The sequence below is a fragment of the Sphingomonas aerolata genome, assembly GCF_023935825.1.
GTDB classification, from domain to species: domain Bacteria; phylum Pseudomonadota; class Alphaproteobacteria; order Sphingomonadales; family Sphingomonadaceae; genus Sphingomonas; species Sphingomonas aerolata.
On the sequence record NZ_CP098762.1, the window covers coordinates 1629214 to 1645020 of the forward strand.

Here is a 15807-nt window from a genome sequence, read left to right on the forward strand (position 1 = left end):
TGCACAGTTTAAACGAGCGCTTTGGTCGGTGGGGTTCGTCAGGCAACTCCACGATCAGCAGCGCGTACCGCGGGCGGGGTGGGTAGATACATATTGCCAGCTCGGCGAGAACGGCCGAACGCAGCGTCCTGGCGCAAGAGAGCGAACGCGGATTGCGAGCCCTGCGGCGCATGCGACGACGAGGATGGCGATGAAGCAGAGGATGATCCCGGTTCCCCGTCTGACGACTTTCGTTGCAGTGCCGCTTGCGCTGCTGCCGTGCGCCTGCGCGGGTGGGCCGAGCACCGCGTCGATCGCCGCGCAACCGGCCTTTGTCGCCGAACGGTTCTTCGCCGGGCGGCTGGACGGGACGGGCGTGCTCAAGATCGCATTTCGGGCGCCGGTCCGGACGCATGTCGCGAGCGTCGGTCGCGTCGCTGCCGACGGAACATTAATCCTGGACCAGCATATCGAGCAGCAGAGCAAGCCGCCGCGCGATCGGCAATGGCGGATCGTTCCGCTCGGGCACGGGCGTTACACGGGCACGCTGACTGACGCGTCCGGACCGGTGACGGGGGAGGCGGTCGGCAATCGCCTGCATCTGGCCTTTCGTATGCGCGGCGGCATGATGGTCGATCAGTGGCTGACGCTGTCTCCCAATGCCCGGGTCGCGCAGAACCGACTGATCGTCCGCAAGCTCGGCATGACGGTGGCGACACTCGGCGAAACCATCAGGATACTGCCATGAGCGCGCATCGCGAACGTCATCTTGTATCGCGGAGCGGCTGGCTTCGTGCCGCGGTGCTTGGCGCAAATGACGGGATGGTGTCGACCGCGAGCCTGATCGCGGGCGTCGCCGCGTCGGGCGCAACGACCGGCGCCGTGTTCGTGGCCGGCGCGGCGGCTATGGTCGCGGGGGCGATGTCGATGGCCGCGGGCGAATATGTGTCGGTCAGTTCGCAGGCCGACAGCGAGGCTGCCGATCTGGCGCGCGAGCACGGCGAACTCGCCAGCGACTGGGCGCATGAGCATGACGAGCTCGCGCAGATCTACGTGGCGCGCGGTCTCGATGCGACGATCGCGAGCGAGGTCGCGCGGCAATTGATGGCGCATGATGCGGTCGGCGCGCATGCCCGTGACGAACTTGGCATCTCCGAAATCGTCATGGCCCGCCCGCTCCAGGCGGCATTCGCGTCCGCTGTCAGCTTCGTCGTCGGCGCGATACCGCCGCTGCTGGTGGCCATCCTGACGCCTGCGCCACACCGGCTGCTAGCGGTGACGGCAGCGACTCTGGTCTTCCTCGCGCTGCTGGGGATTGTCGGGGCGCGGACGGGTGGCGCAAGCCCGTGGCGGCCGGCGCTTCGCGTCCTGTTCTGGGGTGCGGCGGCGATGGCCGCGACGGCCGCGATCGGGCATCTCGTGGGTCGCGCGGTTTGATACCTGGCCCCAATCCGGGTGCGGATTTCCGCGGCTCGCCTGAATGCGAGCGCGGCGGCTTAGACGAAAGGGCGCAAATAGCAGCGTTTTGATCGTGGGTGCGACTGGTAACCGCCTCCTATCGGCGTATACGACCGGATCGTAGACGGGAGGGCCGGGGATCGGCCCGCAAGGAAAGATGCTGCTGTACCCTTATGGATTCTGCTGATCAGACCCTGGAACAGCTTGGCTGGGACGCGCATTTCGAGAGCCAGGTCTCGGGGGTCGAAGCCGCCTATTGTCATCCCGCCAGGGTCATGGCCGTCCACCGCGGCCAGATTGCCGTGGCAGGGTCGGGCTGGGCCGGCGATCTGTCGCCCTATATCGCTGGTGCCACGCCGTCGGACGATCACCCGACCGTCGGCGACTGGCTGCTGACCAGCGCGGACAGGGCGCAGGCGCTGCGTGTGCTCGGTCGCAAGAACCTGTTCAAGCGCCGTGCGCCGGGTGATCCGCGCGGTGAGCAGATGATCGCCGCGAATGTCGACACGGTCTTCCTCGTCGCGTCGTGCAACCAGGATTTCAGCGTTGCGCGGCTGGAACGCTATCTCGTGCTGGCACGCGAGGTCGGGGTCGATGCGGTCGTGATCCTCACCAAGATCGACCTGACGGACACGCCGGAGACCTATGTGGACGCGGTTCGTGCGATCGAGCCCGGACTGATCGTCGAGACCGTCGACGGGCGCGAACCTGACGCTGTGGCGCGGCTCGCCGCCTGGTGCGGTATCGGCAAGACCGTCGCCTTTCTCGGGTCGTCGGGCGTCGGCAAGTCGACGCTCGTCAACACGTTGCGCGGATCCGCAAGCATCGCGACCCAGGCGATCCGCGAACATGACGGGACGGGGCGGCATACGACGACGGTGCGCCAGATGCATCGCCTCGACCAGGGCGGTTGGCTGCTCGACCTGCCGGGCATGCGCGAACTGCAATTGTCCGACGCGGCCGCGGGCATCGCGGAAGTGTTCGACGACTTTACCCTTGCCGCGCAGGACTGCCGGTTCTCGAACTGCGCGCACGGCGGAGAGCCGGGCTGTGCGGTGCGCGCGGGGATCGACGCCGGCATTTTGACGCCCGAACGCTTTGCGCGCTGGCGTGCGCTGGAAGCGGGCGAGACTGCCGCCACCGCACGCACTTCCCGACGGCGCCCCCGCTAGCGCCGCGTCGGGGGGCTTGAAACCGCGGTCGAGGTCGAGAACGGGCGCGACGATGCGCTCTTCCCCCATTGCCGGTTCGGCCGGGCGCTCATCACGAACCGCAAGTCGCCGCCCTGCCGGATCTCGTCGTCGCGGAGATAGGTGCGGGTGAGGGGCCGGCCGTTCAGGGTGACGGACTGGACGTAGCGATTGGCGGTCGAGAAATTGTCCGTGCTAATCACGAACCGCTTGCCGCCGGGCAACATCAGTGTCGCCTTGGGCAGGAAGGGGCGGCCGATGACATATTCGTTCGCGCCCGGTGCGACCGGGTAGAAGCCTAGCGCGGTGAACACGAGCCAGGCGGACATCTGTCCGAGATCGTCGTTGCCGCTCAATCCCGCCGGCGTGTCGGCATATTGGCTGGCGACGATCTGCCCCAGCCGCTCCTGTGTACGCCAGGGTGCTCCGGCATAGCTGTAGAGATAGGCGACGTGATGGCTCGGCTCGTTCCCGTGGATATACTGGCCGATAAGCCCGGCGATGTCCTCAGCATGGCTGTAGTCGATCTTCGACAGGTCGAAATCGAACATCGCGTCAAGCTTCCGGATTGTCCTCGCGTCGCCGCCCAGCAGGCGGAAGAGCCCCGCCTGATCCTGCGGCACGAACCAGCTATATTGCCACGCATTGCCCTCCGTATAGTCGGAGCCGTAGTTGATTGCGGTCGGGTCGAAGGGGGTGCGGAACTGTCCGTCCGTCTTGCGCGCGCGGAGCCAGCCTGACGACGCGTCGAAGCTGTTGCGCCAGTTGCCGGCCCGCTTTTCAAAGCGCGCGGCGATGTCGGACCGGCCGAGTTTCCGCGCCATCCGCGCGATGGTCCAGTCGTCATAGGCATATTCGACGGTCTTGGAGGCGGCTTCGGGTTCCTTGTCGATCGGCACATAGCCCCGCGCGATATACTCGCCGAGACCGCCATAGCTGGCATGGTCGGCACTCGCGACCATCGCGTCCAGCGCCGCATTGGCATCGAAGCCGCCAATGCCCTTCATATAGGCATCGGCGATGACGGGTACGGCGTGATAGCCGATCATCGTCCACGTCTCGCGGCCGGCGAACTGCCAGACCGGGAGGATGCCGTCGGGGCTGTGCGTCTGGCTGGCGAGCAGCGAGCGGACGATGTCGGTATTGGTCTTCTCCGGCTGGATCAGGGTCAGCAGCGGGTGTTCGGCGCGGAACGTGTCCCAGAGCGAGAAGGTCGACCGGACCGTGAAATCGGTCGCCTGGTGGATCTGGTCGTCGGGCCCGCGATAGCGGCCGTCGCGGTCGCTCCAGATGCTGGGCGCGAGCAGGCTGTGGTAGAGCGCGGTGGCGAAGATGCGGCGCATCGGCGCCTCGGCCTCGAACGTGACGGCGCCGAGCGCGGTATCCCAGGCAGCCTGCGTCTGCGCATGGATATCGTCGAAGCCGCCCGCTTCACCGTCGAGATTGGCGAGCGCGCCGGCTTCGTCGACGCCTGAGATGCCGACCTTCACCTCGAGCGGTCTTGTCAGGACGCCGAAATCGAGACGCGCCTCGAGCGCCTGGCCGAGCTTTTCGGCGAGCGCATCGCTGTCGCGGCCCGGCCCCTGGAACCCCTTATAGGGAATGGCGGTCTCGCGGTTGACGAGTGCGTGGCCGGTCAGGGGGGCGGAGAAGCGCATCGCGAAAAAGAGCTTGCGTCCGGGTGCCCATCCACGGGTTTCGCGAAAGCCGGTCAGGACACCGTCGTCGCGCAGGTGCAGCCCCGACCACAGGATCTTGCCGGGATAATTATAGAGCGACGAGCGGAGGTCGAGAACGAGATGCGCCGCCTTGCCTGCGGGAAAGCTGTAGCGGTGCACGCCGACCCGCGAGCCGGCCGTCATTTCGGCGCGGATGCCGCGATCGGCGAGCGTGACGGCGTAATAACCGGGCTTCGCGGTTTCAGTGGCGTGCGAGAAGCGCGAGCGATAGCCGGGGGCGGCGGGCGTGCCCGGGTCCATCGGCACGTCGTCGCCGGCGACCGGCATCACCAGCACGTCGCCGAGATCCGAATGGCCGGCGCCGGAGAAATGGGTGTGGCTGAAGCCGACGATCGTCGGGTCGTCGTAGCGATAGCCGGCGGCGTGCGGATAGCAGTCGCGGAGGACGCAGGAGGTGTCGGTGTCGGGCGAGAGCTGGACCATGCCGAACGGGGCGACGGCGCCGGGGAAGGTGTGCCCCTCACCACCGGTGCCGATCAGCGGATCGACCGAGTCGCTCGGTCGCGGCGCGGTCTGGGCGAGGGCGGGGGCGGGGCACACGGCGAGCAGGGCGAGCGCCGATCCGGCGAGGCAGAGACGCTTGAGCATTGGCATGGCGGTCACCCGGTCTGGGAGGGGAAGGGGCTCCGGAGTCTGGGGCCGGAGCGGCAAGGCCGGGTGCTGATACCGGCCGAGTTGAAGACGACAGCATTCAGTTTGCGGGGCGATTTGGCAAGACGGCGCGCCGCCGGCGAACCGCCCGGCAGGATTAGTGCCGGTTCGGCCAAGTTCCGAGCCGCGGCGAATGTTGCGAATGTTGAGACCGAAACGGCATAAATCTGCTCCGCATAATCCATTTGACAATTTACTTTTATAATTGGCAAATAGGCAAGCAAAGACGACGTACCGTGACGATCCGATGAACCGGACGTCCTACCCGAATACGGGAGCAGGCACGCGATCAGCAGGGAGACGTGAGGGGGCAAGGACGTCCCGCACGCCGAAAAGGGGAAGTCTGATGAGCGCAACCAAGACACTATATGCCGTTCCGTCGCATCGCCGCCGCGCGCTGCGCTTTCTGCTCGCGGGCGCAAGCCTGAGCGCGGCGCTGGCCGGGACGGCGGGCGCGCAGGAGGTCGCGCCGCCATTGCCCGCAGCCGCCAAGACACCGCAGACCGGCGACACGACCGGAGCGCCCGACGCGGTAACGCCCGCATCGACGGCGACTGCGCCCTCGGGCCAGACGGCGGACACCGCGTCGGCCGTTGCGGGTGAGCAGGATATCGTCGTCACCGGCTATCGCCGCTCGATCGAGAAGAGCCTGAACCAGAAGCGCGAAGCCAATGCGTTCGTCGACGTCATCACCGCCGAGGACATCGGCAAGTTCCCCGACAAGAACGTCGCCGACGCGCTGCAACGCGTGCCCGGCGTGGTCATCACGCGCGACGGCGGCGAAGGCGCGCGGGTCAGCATCCGCGGGCTCCAGTCCGACCTGACGCTGACGCTGCTCAACGGCAACTTCCTGGCCGGCGCGGACAGCGGCGATCCACAGCGGTCGTTCAACTATGTCCTGCTGCCATCCAGTTTCATCGCCAGCACCGAAGTCTACAAGTCGCCCGAGGCACGGCTGGAAGAAGGCGGTGTCGGCGGCACGATCATCCTCAACACGCGCAAGCCGTTCGACGTCCCCGCCTGGTCGGGCTTCGTGTCGACCGAGGGCACCTATTCGGACACCACCGAGAAGTTCGAGCCGCAGCTCGGCGGCCAGCTGTCGTGGAAGAACGAGGACGAGACGTTCGGCCTGCTGGTCGGCGGAGTGTGGCAGAAGCGGACCAACCGCGAATTGCGCAGCGAGGCGGAAAGCTGGCTGTGGTGGAGCGACCGCGACGCGCAGGGCAATGTCCTGACGCCCGCGACCGACGTCAACGGCAAGCCGTTCGCCAATAACGACGCGATCTCCTATTGGCCGGGGCAGGGCACGACCACGCGCGACGGCACGCATTATTCAGGCTATTGGGCACCGCAGACGGTCAATGCCGAAGTGTTCGACCAAGAACGCGAACGCTATGGCATCCAGGCGACGGCGCAGTTCCGCCCGTTCGACAATGTCACGGTGACGTCCAACTATTTCCGCTTCGGCTACAGCAGCGACTTCACCTCGAATACCGTCAAGATCCCCGAATGGGGCTATAACGACTTCTTCACCGGCGCGACGCTCGACAAGAGCGGGACGATCTTCCAGTCGGCGAATTTTGCGGTGCCGGCGGCGGGGACGGGCTGTCTGCTCCGTGCGACCCCGTGCACGATGGAAACGCCGCAGATCGCGGGCACCTACAGCCGCGAGAAGCAGGTCTCGAACACGTTCGAAACCGAGGTCAAGTACAGCCAGGACCGGTTCGACGCGGTGCTGAAGCTCGGCAAGACCAAGTCGAGCGGCGGCCCGTCCGCTCGGTTCAGCGCCGCCGCGAAGCCACGCGTGACGGTGCCGGGGCAGGAGCAGAACGGCAATCTGGTGAGCAACTGGGACGTTTCGAACGGCATCGGCGATTTCACCTTCTCGCCCGACCTGCAGCAGAACATCCGCAACGGCATCGCGCAGATCGACGTCGGTTCGACCAATTCGAGCTTCACGAACAGCGACCTGGCGCAGCGGTATCTCCAGCTCGACCTGACGCGCCGGTTCGACGGGTTCCTGAAGTCGGTGCAGATCGGCGGCAAATGGCGTGACCTGAGCATCCACCGCGAGACCGGACGCAACGAATGGTATGCGGATGCGGCCAGCCAGCTGCGCTATCAGGATACCGCGGCGGGCGCGGTCGCACTGCCCGAATTCTTCTATGAAAACCCGATCGGCAACGTCAACGGCGGATTCAACGCCAACGTCATGCCGGGGATCAATTTCGACAAGTATCTGAGCTATCTGAACGCGACCTATGGCGACGCGGTCCGCGTCAACGAGCGCGACTTCGTCTATGATCTGGGCGAGCGCGTCTTCGCCGGTTACGCCCAAGCGAACTTCGGCACCGGCGGTCTGCGCGGCAATATCGGTGTGCGGATGGCCAATACGCGTCAGTCGGGCAACACGTCGGACCGGCTCCAGTATCTGAAAGACTATTGCGTCAACGGGCCGAACGGTTCGTTCGATCCGAACCGGCCACTTGGCGCGGACGGCAATTGCCAGGTCCTGCCGCTGAGCGTCCGCGAGACGATCGTCAACACGCGCGCCGACCAGACCAAGACCTACACGGACTGGCTGCCGAGCTTTAACATCTCGTACGAGATCACCCCGGACCTGCTGGTCCGCGGTGCGGTCGCCAAGGTCATTTCACGGCCGTCCTTCGCCAATCTCGGGTCCGAACGGTCGCTGACCTATCGCTCGCCCGAATATGCGTTCGACCGCGGCCAGTTCGGCGAGTTCGAGGGCTGGTCGGGCAGAGGCGGCAATTCGGAACTCAACCCGTTTTCGGCATGGCAGTATGACGCCGGCATCGAATGGTATTTCCATCGCGGCTCGGTGCTTGGCGCGACGCTGTTCCGCAAGGACGTGTCCGATTTCGTCGTGCCGCTGGTGCTGAACGTCACGCGCGAGGTGGCGGGGGAGCAGGTGCTGATCCAGCCCTATTCGACGGTCGCGAACGGATCCAACGCGCGGTCGCAGGGTGTCGAGCTCTATGCGCAGCACACGCTGTCCTTCGGGCTGGGTGCGCAGGTCAACTTCACCTATAACGACACGTCGGTCGCCGACGTGACGCTCGACGGCCAGTCGGTCGGCTCGTCCGCGCTGGTCGGGAGCGCGAAGACGCAGATGAACGCCTCGGTCTTCTACGAGCATGGCAAGGTGCTGGTCCGCGCGTCGTACAACCGCCGCGGCGAGGTCGTCGGCGGGCTCCAGTCGGGGCTGAACGTCTATACCAGCCCGTATGAACAGGTCGATCTCAACGCCGCCTATGCGCTGACCGACCGGCTCAACATCACCGCCTCGATCATCAACCTGACCAAGTCGGAAGAGAGCCAGCATCTCGGCAACGATACCAAGGATCGCTTCGTCTATCGGAATTACTTCGGGCGCCGTGCCTATGTCGGCGTGTCGTTCAACTTCTGATGGCGGGGCCAAAACCTTCCTCTCCCCTGGTGGCTCCTTCGCGGAGCCACCGTTTTTTTGATAGATATCCCCGCGTCCTGCGCCGGGCCCTGACGCTGGCGGGGCTGCTCGCCTGCGGAGCGGCGACCGCGTCCAACCCGATCGTGCCGGGCTGGTATGCCGATCCCGAGATCCGCGTGTTCGCGGGGCAATACTGGATCTACCCGACCTATTCCGACCATGCCGGAAAGCCGGTCGCGCCGAGCCGCTTTACGCCCGCGCAAAAGGCCGCCCGACTGCGCAAGACGGTCCGCCCGTCCTATGGCATGCAGACCTTCTTCGACGCGTTTTCCTCGCCCGACCTGGTGCACTGGACAAAGCATCGCCGCGTGTTCGACGTGCAGGATGCGGGCTGGGCCGCTTATGCGATCTGGGCTCCGTCGGTGCTCCAGGCGAACGGGCGCTATTACATGTTCTTCAGCGCGAACGACATCCAGAGCGATGGTGCGCTCGGCGGGATCGGTCTCGCGGTCAGCACGACGCCGGGCGGTCCGTTCAGGGATGCACTCGGCAAGCCGCTGGTCGGCGCGTTCCATAACGGTGCGCAGCCGATCGACCCGTTCGCGTTCCGGGATCGCGACGGGCAGGTCTATCTCTTCTACGGCGGCTGGAAGCATTGCAACGTCGTCCGGCTGAGCCCCGACCTGAAGCGCGTCCTGCCGTTTCCCGACGGGACGATGTTCAAGGAGATCACGCCGCCCGGCTATGTCGAGGGGTCGTTCATGATCGAACGCCGCGGCGTCTATTATCTGATGTGGTCGGAGGGCGGGTGGACCGGCCCGGACTATAGCGTCGCCTATGCGACCGCGCCGAGCCCGACCGGGCCGTTCACGCCGAAGGGCAAGATCCTGTCGCAGGACCTGCGCATCGCGCGCGGCGCGGGGCATCATTCGGTCGTCAACGTGCCCGGCACCGACGACTGGTACATCGCCTATCACCGCCGGCCGCTCGACACCGATCGCGGCGAACACCGGCAGATCGCGGTCGACCGCATGGTCTTTGCCGCCGACGGGACAATCAAGCCCGTGGTCATGACCAATACCGGCGTCGCGCCGCGGCCGATCCGTGCCGGGTCAACCGCTTCAGGGCGCGACCAACATTCATCTGGGAGAGCGATGTGAGACACAGGGTAATCGCCGCATTGCGCGGCACGGTGGCGGCGGTCGCGTCGATCGCGCTCGTCGCACCGGTGCCGCTGTCGGCACAGGCTGCCGCCAGCGCCGAGGCGCAGCCGTCGGTCGACCTCGTCAACCCGCTGATGGGCACCGATTCCGACTATACGCTGTCCTACGGCAACACCTATCCCGCGGTCGCGGTGCCGTGGGGGATGAACTTCTGGACGCCGGTGACGGGCAAGCCCGGCAGCGGCTGGGGCTACACCTATGACGGCAACAAGATCAACGGCATCAAGCAGACGCACCAGCCAAGTCCGTGGATGAACGATTATGCCGCGTTCGCGCTGATGGCGACGACCGGCGCGCTGAAGGTCAAGGCGGACGAACGCGCCTCGTGGTACAGCCACAAGGCGGAGGAGAGCCGGCCCTATAGCTACAAGGTCTATCTCGCCGATTACGACGTGACCGCGGAGGTCGCGCCGACCAACCGCGCCGCGCAGTTCCGCTTCACCTTCCCCGAAAGCGACGACGCGCACATCATCCTCGACGGCTATGCGGGCGGATCGATGGTGTCGGTCGACACGGCCAGGCGCCGGATCACCGGCTATGTCCGCAACAACCATGGCGGCGTGCCGGGCAATTTCCACAATTACTTCGTCGCCGAGTTCGATCACGCCTTCACCGTCAGCCGGACCTGGGACGATAATGGCCAGATCGCCGCGACACCGGTGCGCGAGGGCGATCATGTCGGCGCGGTCGTCAGCTTCAAGACGCGCAAGGGCGAGCAGGTCGGCGTCAAGGTCGCATCGTCGTTCATCAGCCTCGACCAGGCCGAGCGCAATTTGCGCGGCGAGATCGGCGGCGACGGCTTCGAGCAGACCAAGGCCAAGGCGAAGGCGGTCTGGCAGCGCGAGTTCGACCGGATCGAGGTGAGCGATCCCGACATCGACAACCGGCGCACCTTCTACTCCGCGCTGTACCGGATGCTGCAGTTCCCACGCATGTTCCACGAGGTCGATGCCAAGGGCCAGACGGTCCATTACAGTCCGTATGACGGCAAGGCGCATCCGGGCTTTCTCTATACCGACAACGGCTTCTGGGACACGTGGCGCGCGGTCTTCCCGTTCTTCGCGCTCATGTATCCCGAGCGCGACAGCGAGATCATGCAGGGGCTGGTCAACACCTACAAGGAGTCCGGCTGGCTGCCCGAATGGGCGAGCCCCGGCCACCGTGACGTGATGATCGGGTCGAACTCGGCGAACCTGATCGCCGATGCGTATCTGAACGGCGTGCGCGGGTTCGACGTCGAGACGTTGTACGAGGCGATGGTCAAGAACGCGACCACGTCGCAGGGGCGTCCGGTCGACAAGAAGGGCAATGTGGTCGGCGCGGTCGGGCGCGAGGGCGTCGAATATTACAACCGGCTGGGCTATGTGCCCTATGACGTCGGCATCAACGAGAATGCCGCGCGCAGCCTCGAATATGCGACCGCCGACTTCTCGATCTCGCGGCTGGCGAGTGCGCTCGGCAAGACCGAGGATGCCAAGCTCTATGCCGCGCGGGCGCAGAATTACCGCAAGCTCTACGACACGCAGAGCGGGTGGATGCGCGGGCGCAACCAGGACGGCAGCTGGTCGACCCCCTTCAACCCGTATAAATGGGGCGACGCGTTCACCGAGGGCAATGCGCTGCATTACAGCTGGTCGGTGATGCAGGACGTGCAGGGGCTTGCCGACCTGATGGGGGGCAAGGACGCGTTCGTGAAGCGGCTCGATTCGGTCTTCACCACGCCGCCGATCTTCGACGACAGCTATTACGGGCAGACGATCCACGAGATCCGCGAGATGCAGATCGTCGACATGGGCCAATATGCGCATGGCAACCAGCCGATCCAGCACATGCCCTATCTCTATGACTGGGCGGGGGCGCCGTGGAAGACGCAATATCATGTCCGCGACGTGATGAAGAAGCTCTACGCGCCCACGCCCGACGGCTATCCGGGCGACGAGGATAATGGCCAGACCTCGGCCTGGTACGTGTTCTCCGCGCTCGGCTTTTATCCGGTCACGCCCGCGGTCGGCCAATATGCGATTGGCAGCCCGCTGTTCCGCACCGTCAAACTGACGATGCCGGGCGGCAAGACACTGACGATCGAGGCGGCGAACAACGGGCCGGGCAATGTCTATATCCAGTCGGCAAGCTTCAACGGGACGCCGCACGACAAGCCATGGCTGACGCGCGAGGCGCTGCAGAAGGGGGGTACGCTGCGTTTCGTGATGGGGGCGACGCCGAACCGAAAATGGGGGTCGGCGAGCAGTGCTGCGCCCTTCTCGATGAGCGCGCCGGTGGCCAAGCCATGAGCGGCGTGCGCTTCACCCCCCGCCGCCGCGACGTGATGACCGGTGCGGCGGCGCTCGCACTGACGGCCGCGCTGCCCGGCGGGGCGGTCGCCGCGCCGCTGGCGAGCAAGCGCCCGCCGCGTGGCGAGCGTCGCTTCGTCAGCGTCGCGGTCGAGGCCGAGATCGCGCGGGTGAAGGCGAAGATCGCCGACCCCGAGCTCGCCTGGCTGTTCGAGAATTGCTACCCCAACACGCTCGACACCACGGTCCGGCTGGGCATGGTCGACGGCAAGCCCGACGCGTTCGTCATCACGGGCGATATCGAGGCGCTGTGGCTGCGCGACAGCTCGGCGCAGATGCAGACCTATGTCCATCTCGCGCACAAGGATGCGGGGCTGCGCCGGGTCTTTGTCGGGCTGATCGCACGGCAGGCGCGCTGTATCCTGATCGACCCGTACGCCAACGCGTTCATGGACGACCCGACCGCGAAATCGAACCTGGGCGCGCGGACCGACCAGACCGAGATGAAGCCGGGCGTCGCCGAGCGGAAATGGGAGATCGACTCGCTCTGCTACCCGATGCGGCTCGCGCACGGCTACTGGACCGCGACGCGCGACAAGACGCCGTTCGACGACCTGTGGGCGCAGGCGATGGTCCGTGCGGTCGCGACCTTCCGCGAACAGCAGCGCAAGGACGGCAAGGGCTCGTATCATTTCCAGCGGCTGAACGTCTCGCCGACCGAGACGCTGATGTTCGAGGGATACGGCGCACCGACGCGCAAGGTCGGGCTGATCCATTCGATGTTCCGCCCGTCGGACGATGCGTGCCTCTACCCCTTCCTGATCCCGTCCAACCTGTTCGCGGTGTCGGCGCTGCGCATGCTGGCGACGGTCCAGCGCGAGGCGCGCGGCGATACCGCGGGCGCGGCGGACAGCGAGGCGCTCGCGACCGAGGTCGAGGCGGCGCTGCGCGCGCATGGCCGGATGCCCGACGGGCAGGGCGGCGAGGTCTGGGCCTATGAGGTCGACGGCTTCGGCAATGCGATCTTCATGGACGACGCCAACGTGCCGAGCCTGTCGGGCCTGCCGCTGCTCGGCGCGGCGGACCGCGCCGACCCGCTGTTCCGCCGCACCGCCGCGCTCGCCTGGAGCGATCGCAACCCCTATTTCTTTGCGGGCAAGGCCGCGCAGGGGATCGGCGGGCCGCATATCGGCCTCGACATGATCTGGCCGATGTCGATCGTCACGCATGCGATGAACAGCGATGACGACGCCGTGATCCGCCAGTGCCTGACCTGGCTGAAGACGACGCATGACGGCACGGGCTTCATGCACGAATCCTTTCACAAGGATGATCCGACGAAATTCACGCGCAGCTGGTTCGCCTGGGCCAACGGGCTGTTCGGCGAGCTGATCCTCGACCTCGAGCGCCGCAAGCCCGGCTTGCTCGCCGCGCGCTACTGACATGGACCCACGGGAGAGACACATGACCACCGCCAACCGCCGCCAGGTGCTTGCCACCACCGGGCTTGCCGGCCTTGCGGGCGTGCTGCCCGCCGCCGCTGCCACCGCGCAGGGCAAGCGCCCGACCGCGGGCAAGCCCGATCTGTTCATCGGCACGGGCGGGCACGGCCACACCTATCCCGGGCCGTCGCTGCCGTTCGGGATGGTCCAGCTCGGCCCCGATACCGACAACAGCCGCTGGGACGCGTGCTCGGGCTATCACCAGGATGACGGCTCGATCATGGGGTTCAGCCACACGCATCTGTCGGGGACGGGAATCGGCGACATGCTCGACGTCCTCGTCGTCCCGACGCGCGGGCCGCTGAAGCTGAAACCCGGTGCGCTCGACAAGCCGCAGGACGGCTATCGCCAGCGCTTCTCCGATGAGCTGGCCGAGCCCGGCTATTACCGCGTGAAGCTCGAATCGGGCGTGCTCGCCGAGCTGACCGTGACCGAGCGGACGGGGCATCACCGCTATACCTTCCCGCAGGGCGCGGGGCACATCCTGATCGACTTCGCGCACATGATCCTCGACGTCTGGGACAAGGGTGTGCTGATCGACGAGGCGTCGCTGGCGCTGTCGCCCGACGGCATGCTGACCGGCAGCCGCCGCGTCCACCGCTGGGCGAAGGGTCGGCGGATCCATTTCGCGATGCAGCTGTCGCGCCGCCCCGACCGTGTCGAGTTCTTCGGCGACGACGACAAACCGGCACCCGCGGGCGCGAAGGCGATCACCGGCAACCGGCTGAAGGTCGCGCTGTTCTTCGACCAGGCGGGCGGCGAACCGATCCTGATCAAGACGGGCATCTCCGCGGTCGACGTCGCGGGCGCCAAGGCCGCGCTGGCGGGCGAAGCCCCGGGCTGGCAGTTCGACAGCGTCCGGCGCGCGGCGGCGCGGACCTGGCAGACGCAGCTCGACTGTATCCGCGTCGAGGGCGGCACGCCCGATCAGCGCACGATCATGGCCAGCGCGCTGTACCACACGTTCCTGTCGCCCACGCTCTTCACCGACCGCGACGGCCGCTATGTCGGGCTCGACCGCAAGGTGCACACAGCGGCGCCGGGAGATCCTGCGTACAGCACCTATTCGCTGTGGGACACGTATCGCGCGCTGCACCCGCTGCTCAATCTGGTCCAGCCCGACAAGGCGGCGCAGTTCACGCGCGATCTGGTCCGCCAGACGATCCAGAGCCCGGCGGGCTCGCCGGTCTGGCCGCTCCAGGGTGTCGAGACCGCCTGCATGATCGGCTGGCATTCGGTGTCGGTGCTTGCCGAGGCGTGCGTGAAGGGCGTGAAGGCGGACTATGCCGCCGCCTGGCCGCAGATCCGCCGCCGTGCGTTCGACCGCAGCTTCCGCGATCTGGAAAGCACGCTCGGCCGCGGCTATTATTACGACCTCGGCTTCATCCCCGCCGACAAGGTCTGGGAATCGGTCAGCCGGACGCAGGAATATGCGTATGACGACTGGGCGATGGCGGTGCTCGCGGACGCGGCGGGCGCCTCCGCGGACGCGCAGGCGTTGCGCAAGCGCAGCCTCAACTATCGCAACGTCATCGATCCGAAGATCGGCTTCGCGCGGCCGCGCTTCGCCGACGGGACCTGGTGGGCGGACTATGATCCGATCCAGCTTGGCCACAACCCCGACAAGCACCGCGATTATACCGAGGCGAATGGCTGGCAGGCGACGTTCCTCAACCAGCACGATATCTACGGACTAATCGACCTGTTCGGCGGCGATGCCGGGTTCGTGAAGAAGCTCGACGCGCTGTTCGTCGCGCCGTCGACATTGCCCAAGAATGCGCCGCCCGACATTTCGGGGCTGGTCGGCCAATATGCGCATGGCAACGAACCTGACCAGCATGCCGCGTATATGTATGCCTATGCCGGTGCGCCGTGGAAGACGCAGGCGATGGTGCGGCGGCTGTGCACCGAGATGTACAAGGCGGATCCCGACGGCGTCATCGGCAATGACGATTGCGGGCAGACGAGCGCGTGGTTCATCTTCTCAGCGCTCGGCCTCTACCCGGTCGATCCGGTCAGCGCGGTCTATGTGTTCGGCTCGCCGTTGTTCGATGCCGCGGAGGTCGCGCTGGGCGGTGGCAAGACGCTCAGGATCACCGCGTCGGGCAATGGTCCGCAGGCGCCCTATGTCCAGTCGGTGCGGTGGAACGGCAAGCCCTGGACGAAGAACTGGATCGGGCATGCGGATCTCGCCCGGGGTGGCGAGCTCGCCTTCGTGATGGGGGACAAGCCGTCACGCTTCGGCACGGCGAAGGCGGATCGTCCGCCATCCTATCACCCCGGGCCGCGCCCGACGCGGGCTTGAGGGCGACCGCGCCGCGCCGGGTGCTGCTGCACCGGGCGC

9 protein-coding genes are annotated in these 15807 nt (G+C 66.4%); 8 read left to right on the forward strand and 1 reads right to left on the reverse strand.

The window, feature by feature from the left end:
* The first annotated feature begins 202 nt into the window (after positions 1 to 202).
* From NEF64_RS07710 to rsgA, 3 genes are all read left to right on the forward strand, one after another.
* Positions 203 to 727, forward strand: coding sequence for a DUF3833 family protein (locus NEF64_RS07710; RefSeq protein ID WP_252574756.1), 525 nt, complete (start codon positions 203 to 205; stop codon positions 725 to 727).
* The gene (locus NEF64_RS07715; RefSeq protein WP_252574758.1) at positions 724 to 1416 is read left to right on the forward strand and encodes a VIT1/CCC1 transporter family protein; all 693 of its coding nucleotides are present in this window, start codon (positions 724 to 726) and stop codon (positions 1414 to 1416) included. Before NEF64_RS07710 ends, NEF64_RS07715 begins: the two co-directional genes overlap by 4 nt.
* Positions 1417 to 1610: 194 nt before the next feature.
* Entirely contained in the window at positions 1611 to 2609 is a 999-nt protein-coding gene (gene rsgA, locus NEF64_RS07720; protein WP_056409342.1) for a ribosome small subunit-dependent GTPase A, read from the forward strand.
* On the opposite strand, the gene NEF64_RS07725 is transcribed toward rsgA, so the two are convergent.
* Positions 2606 to 4954 carry a GH92 family glycosyl hydrolase gene (locus NEF64_RS07725; RefSeq protein WP_420833716.1) on the reverse strand — a complete coding sequence of 783 codons (2349 nt, stop codon included), beginning with the start codon at positions 4952 to 4954 and terminating at the stop codon, positions 2606 to 2608. The genes rsgA and NEF64_RS07725 overlap by 4 nt on opposite strands.
* Positions 4955 to 5363: 409 nt before the next feature.
* On the opposite strand from NEF64_RS07725, the gene NEF64_RS07730 reads away from it, so the two are divergent.
* From NEF64_RS07730 to NEF64_RS07750, 5 genes are read left to right on the forward strand one after another with little or no spacing between them, the layout of a single operon-like run.
* Complete coding sequence (locus NEF64_RS07730; RefSeq protein WP_056409346.1) at positions 5364 to 8447, forward strand: TonB-dependent receptor; 3084 nt, start codon at positions 5364 to 5366, stop codon at positions 8445 to 8447.
* 29 nt (positions 8448 to 8476) lie between these two features.
* Positions 8477 to 9607, forward strand: coding sequence for a glycoside hydrolase family 43 protein (locus tag NEF64_RS07735; RefSeq protein WP_235516527.1), 1131 nt, complete (start codon positions 8477 to 8479; stop codon positions 9605 to 9607).
* Complete coding sequence (locus NEF64_RS07740) at positions 9604 to 11961, forward strand: GH92 family glycosyl hydrolase (protein ID WP_056409347.1); 2358 nt, start codon at positions 9604 to 9606, stop codon at positions 11959 to 11961. The genes NEF64_RS07735 and NEF64_RS07740 overlap by 4 nt, the downstream gene beginning before the upstream one ends.
* Complete coding sequence (locus NEF64_RS07745) at positions 11958 to 13403, forward strand: glycoside hydrolase family 125 protein (protein WP_056409348.1); 1446 nt, start codon at positions 11958 to 11960, stop codon at positions 13401 to 13403. The genes NEF64_RS07740 and NEF64_RS07745 overlap by 4 nt, the downstream gene beginning before the upstream one ends.
* 22 nt (positions 13404 to 13425) lie before the next feature.
* The gene (locus tag NEF64_RS07750) at positions 13426 to 15768 is read left to right on the forward strand and encodes a GH92 family glycosyl hydrolase (protein ID WP_056409350.1); all 2343 of its coding nucleotides are present in this window, start codon (positions 13426 to 13428) and stop codon (positions 15766 to 15768) included.
* The last annotated feature ends 39 nt before the right edge of the window (positions 15769 to 15807 follow it).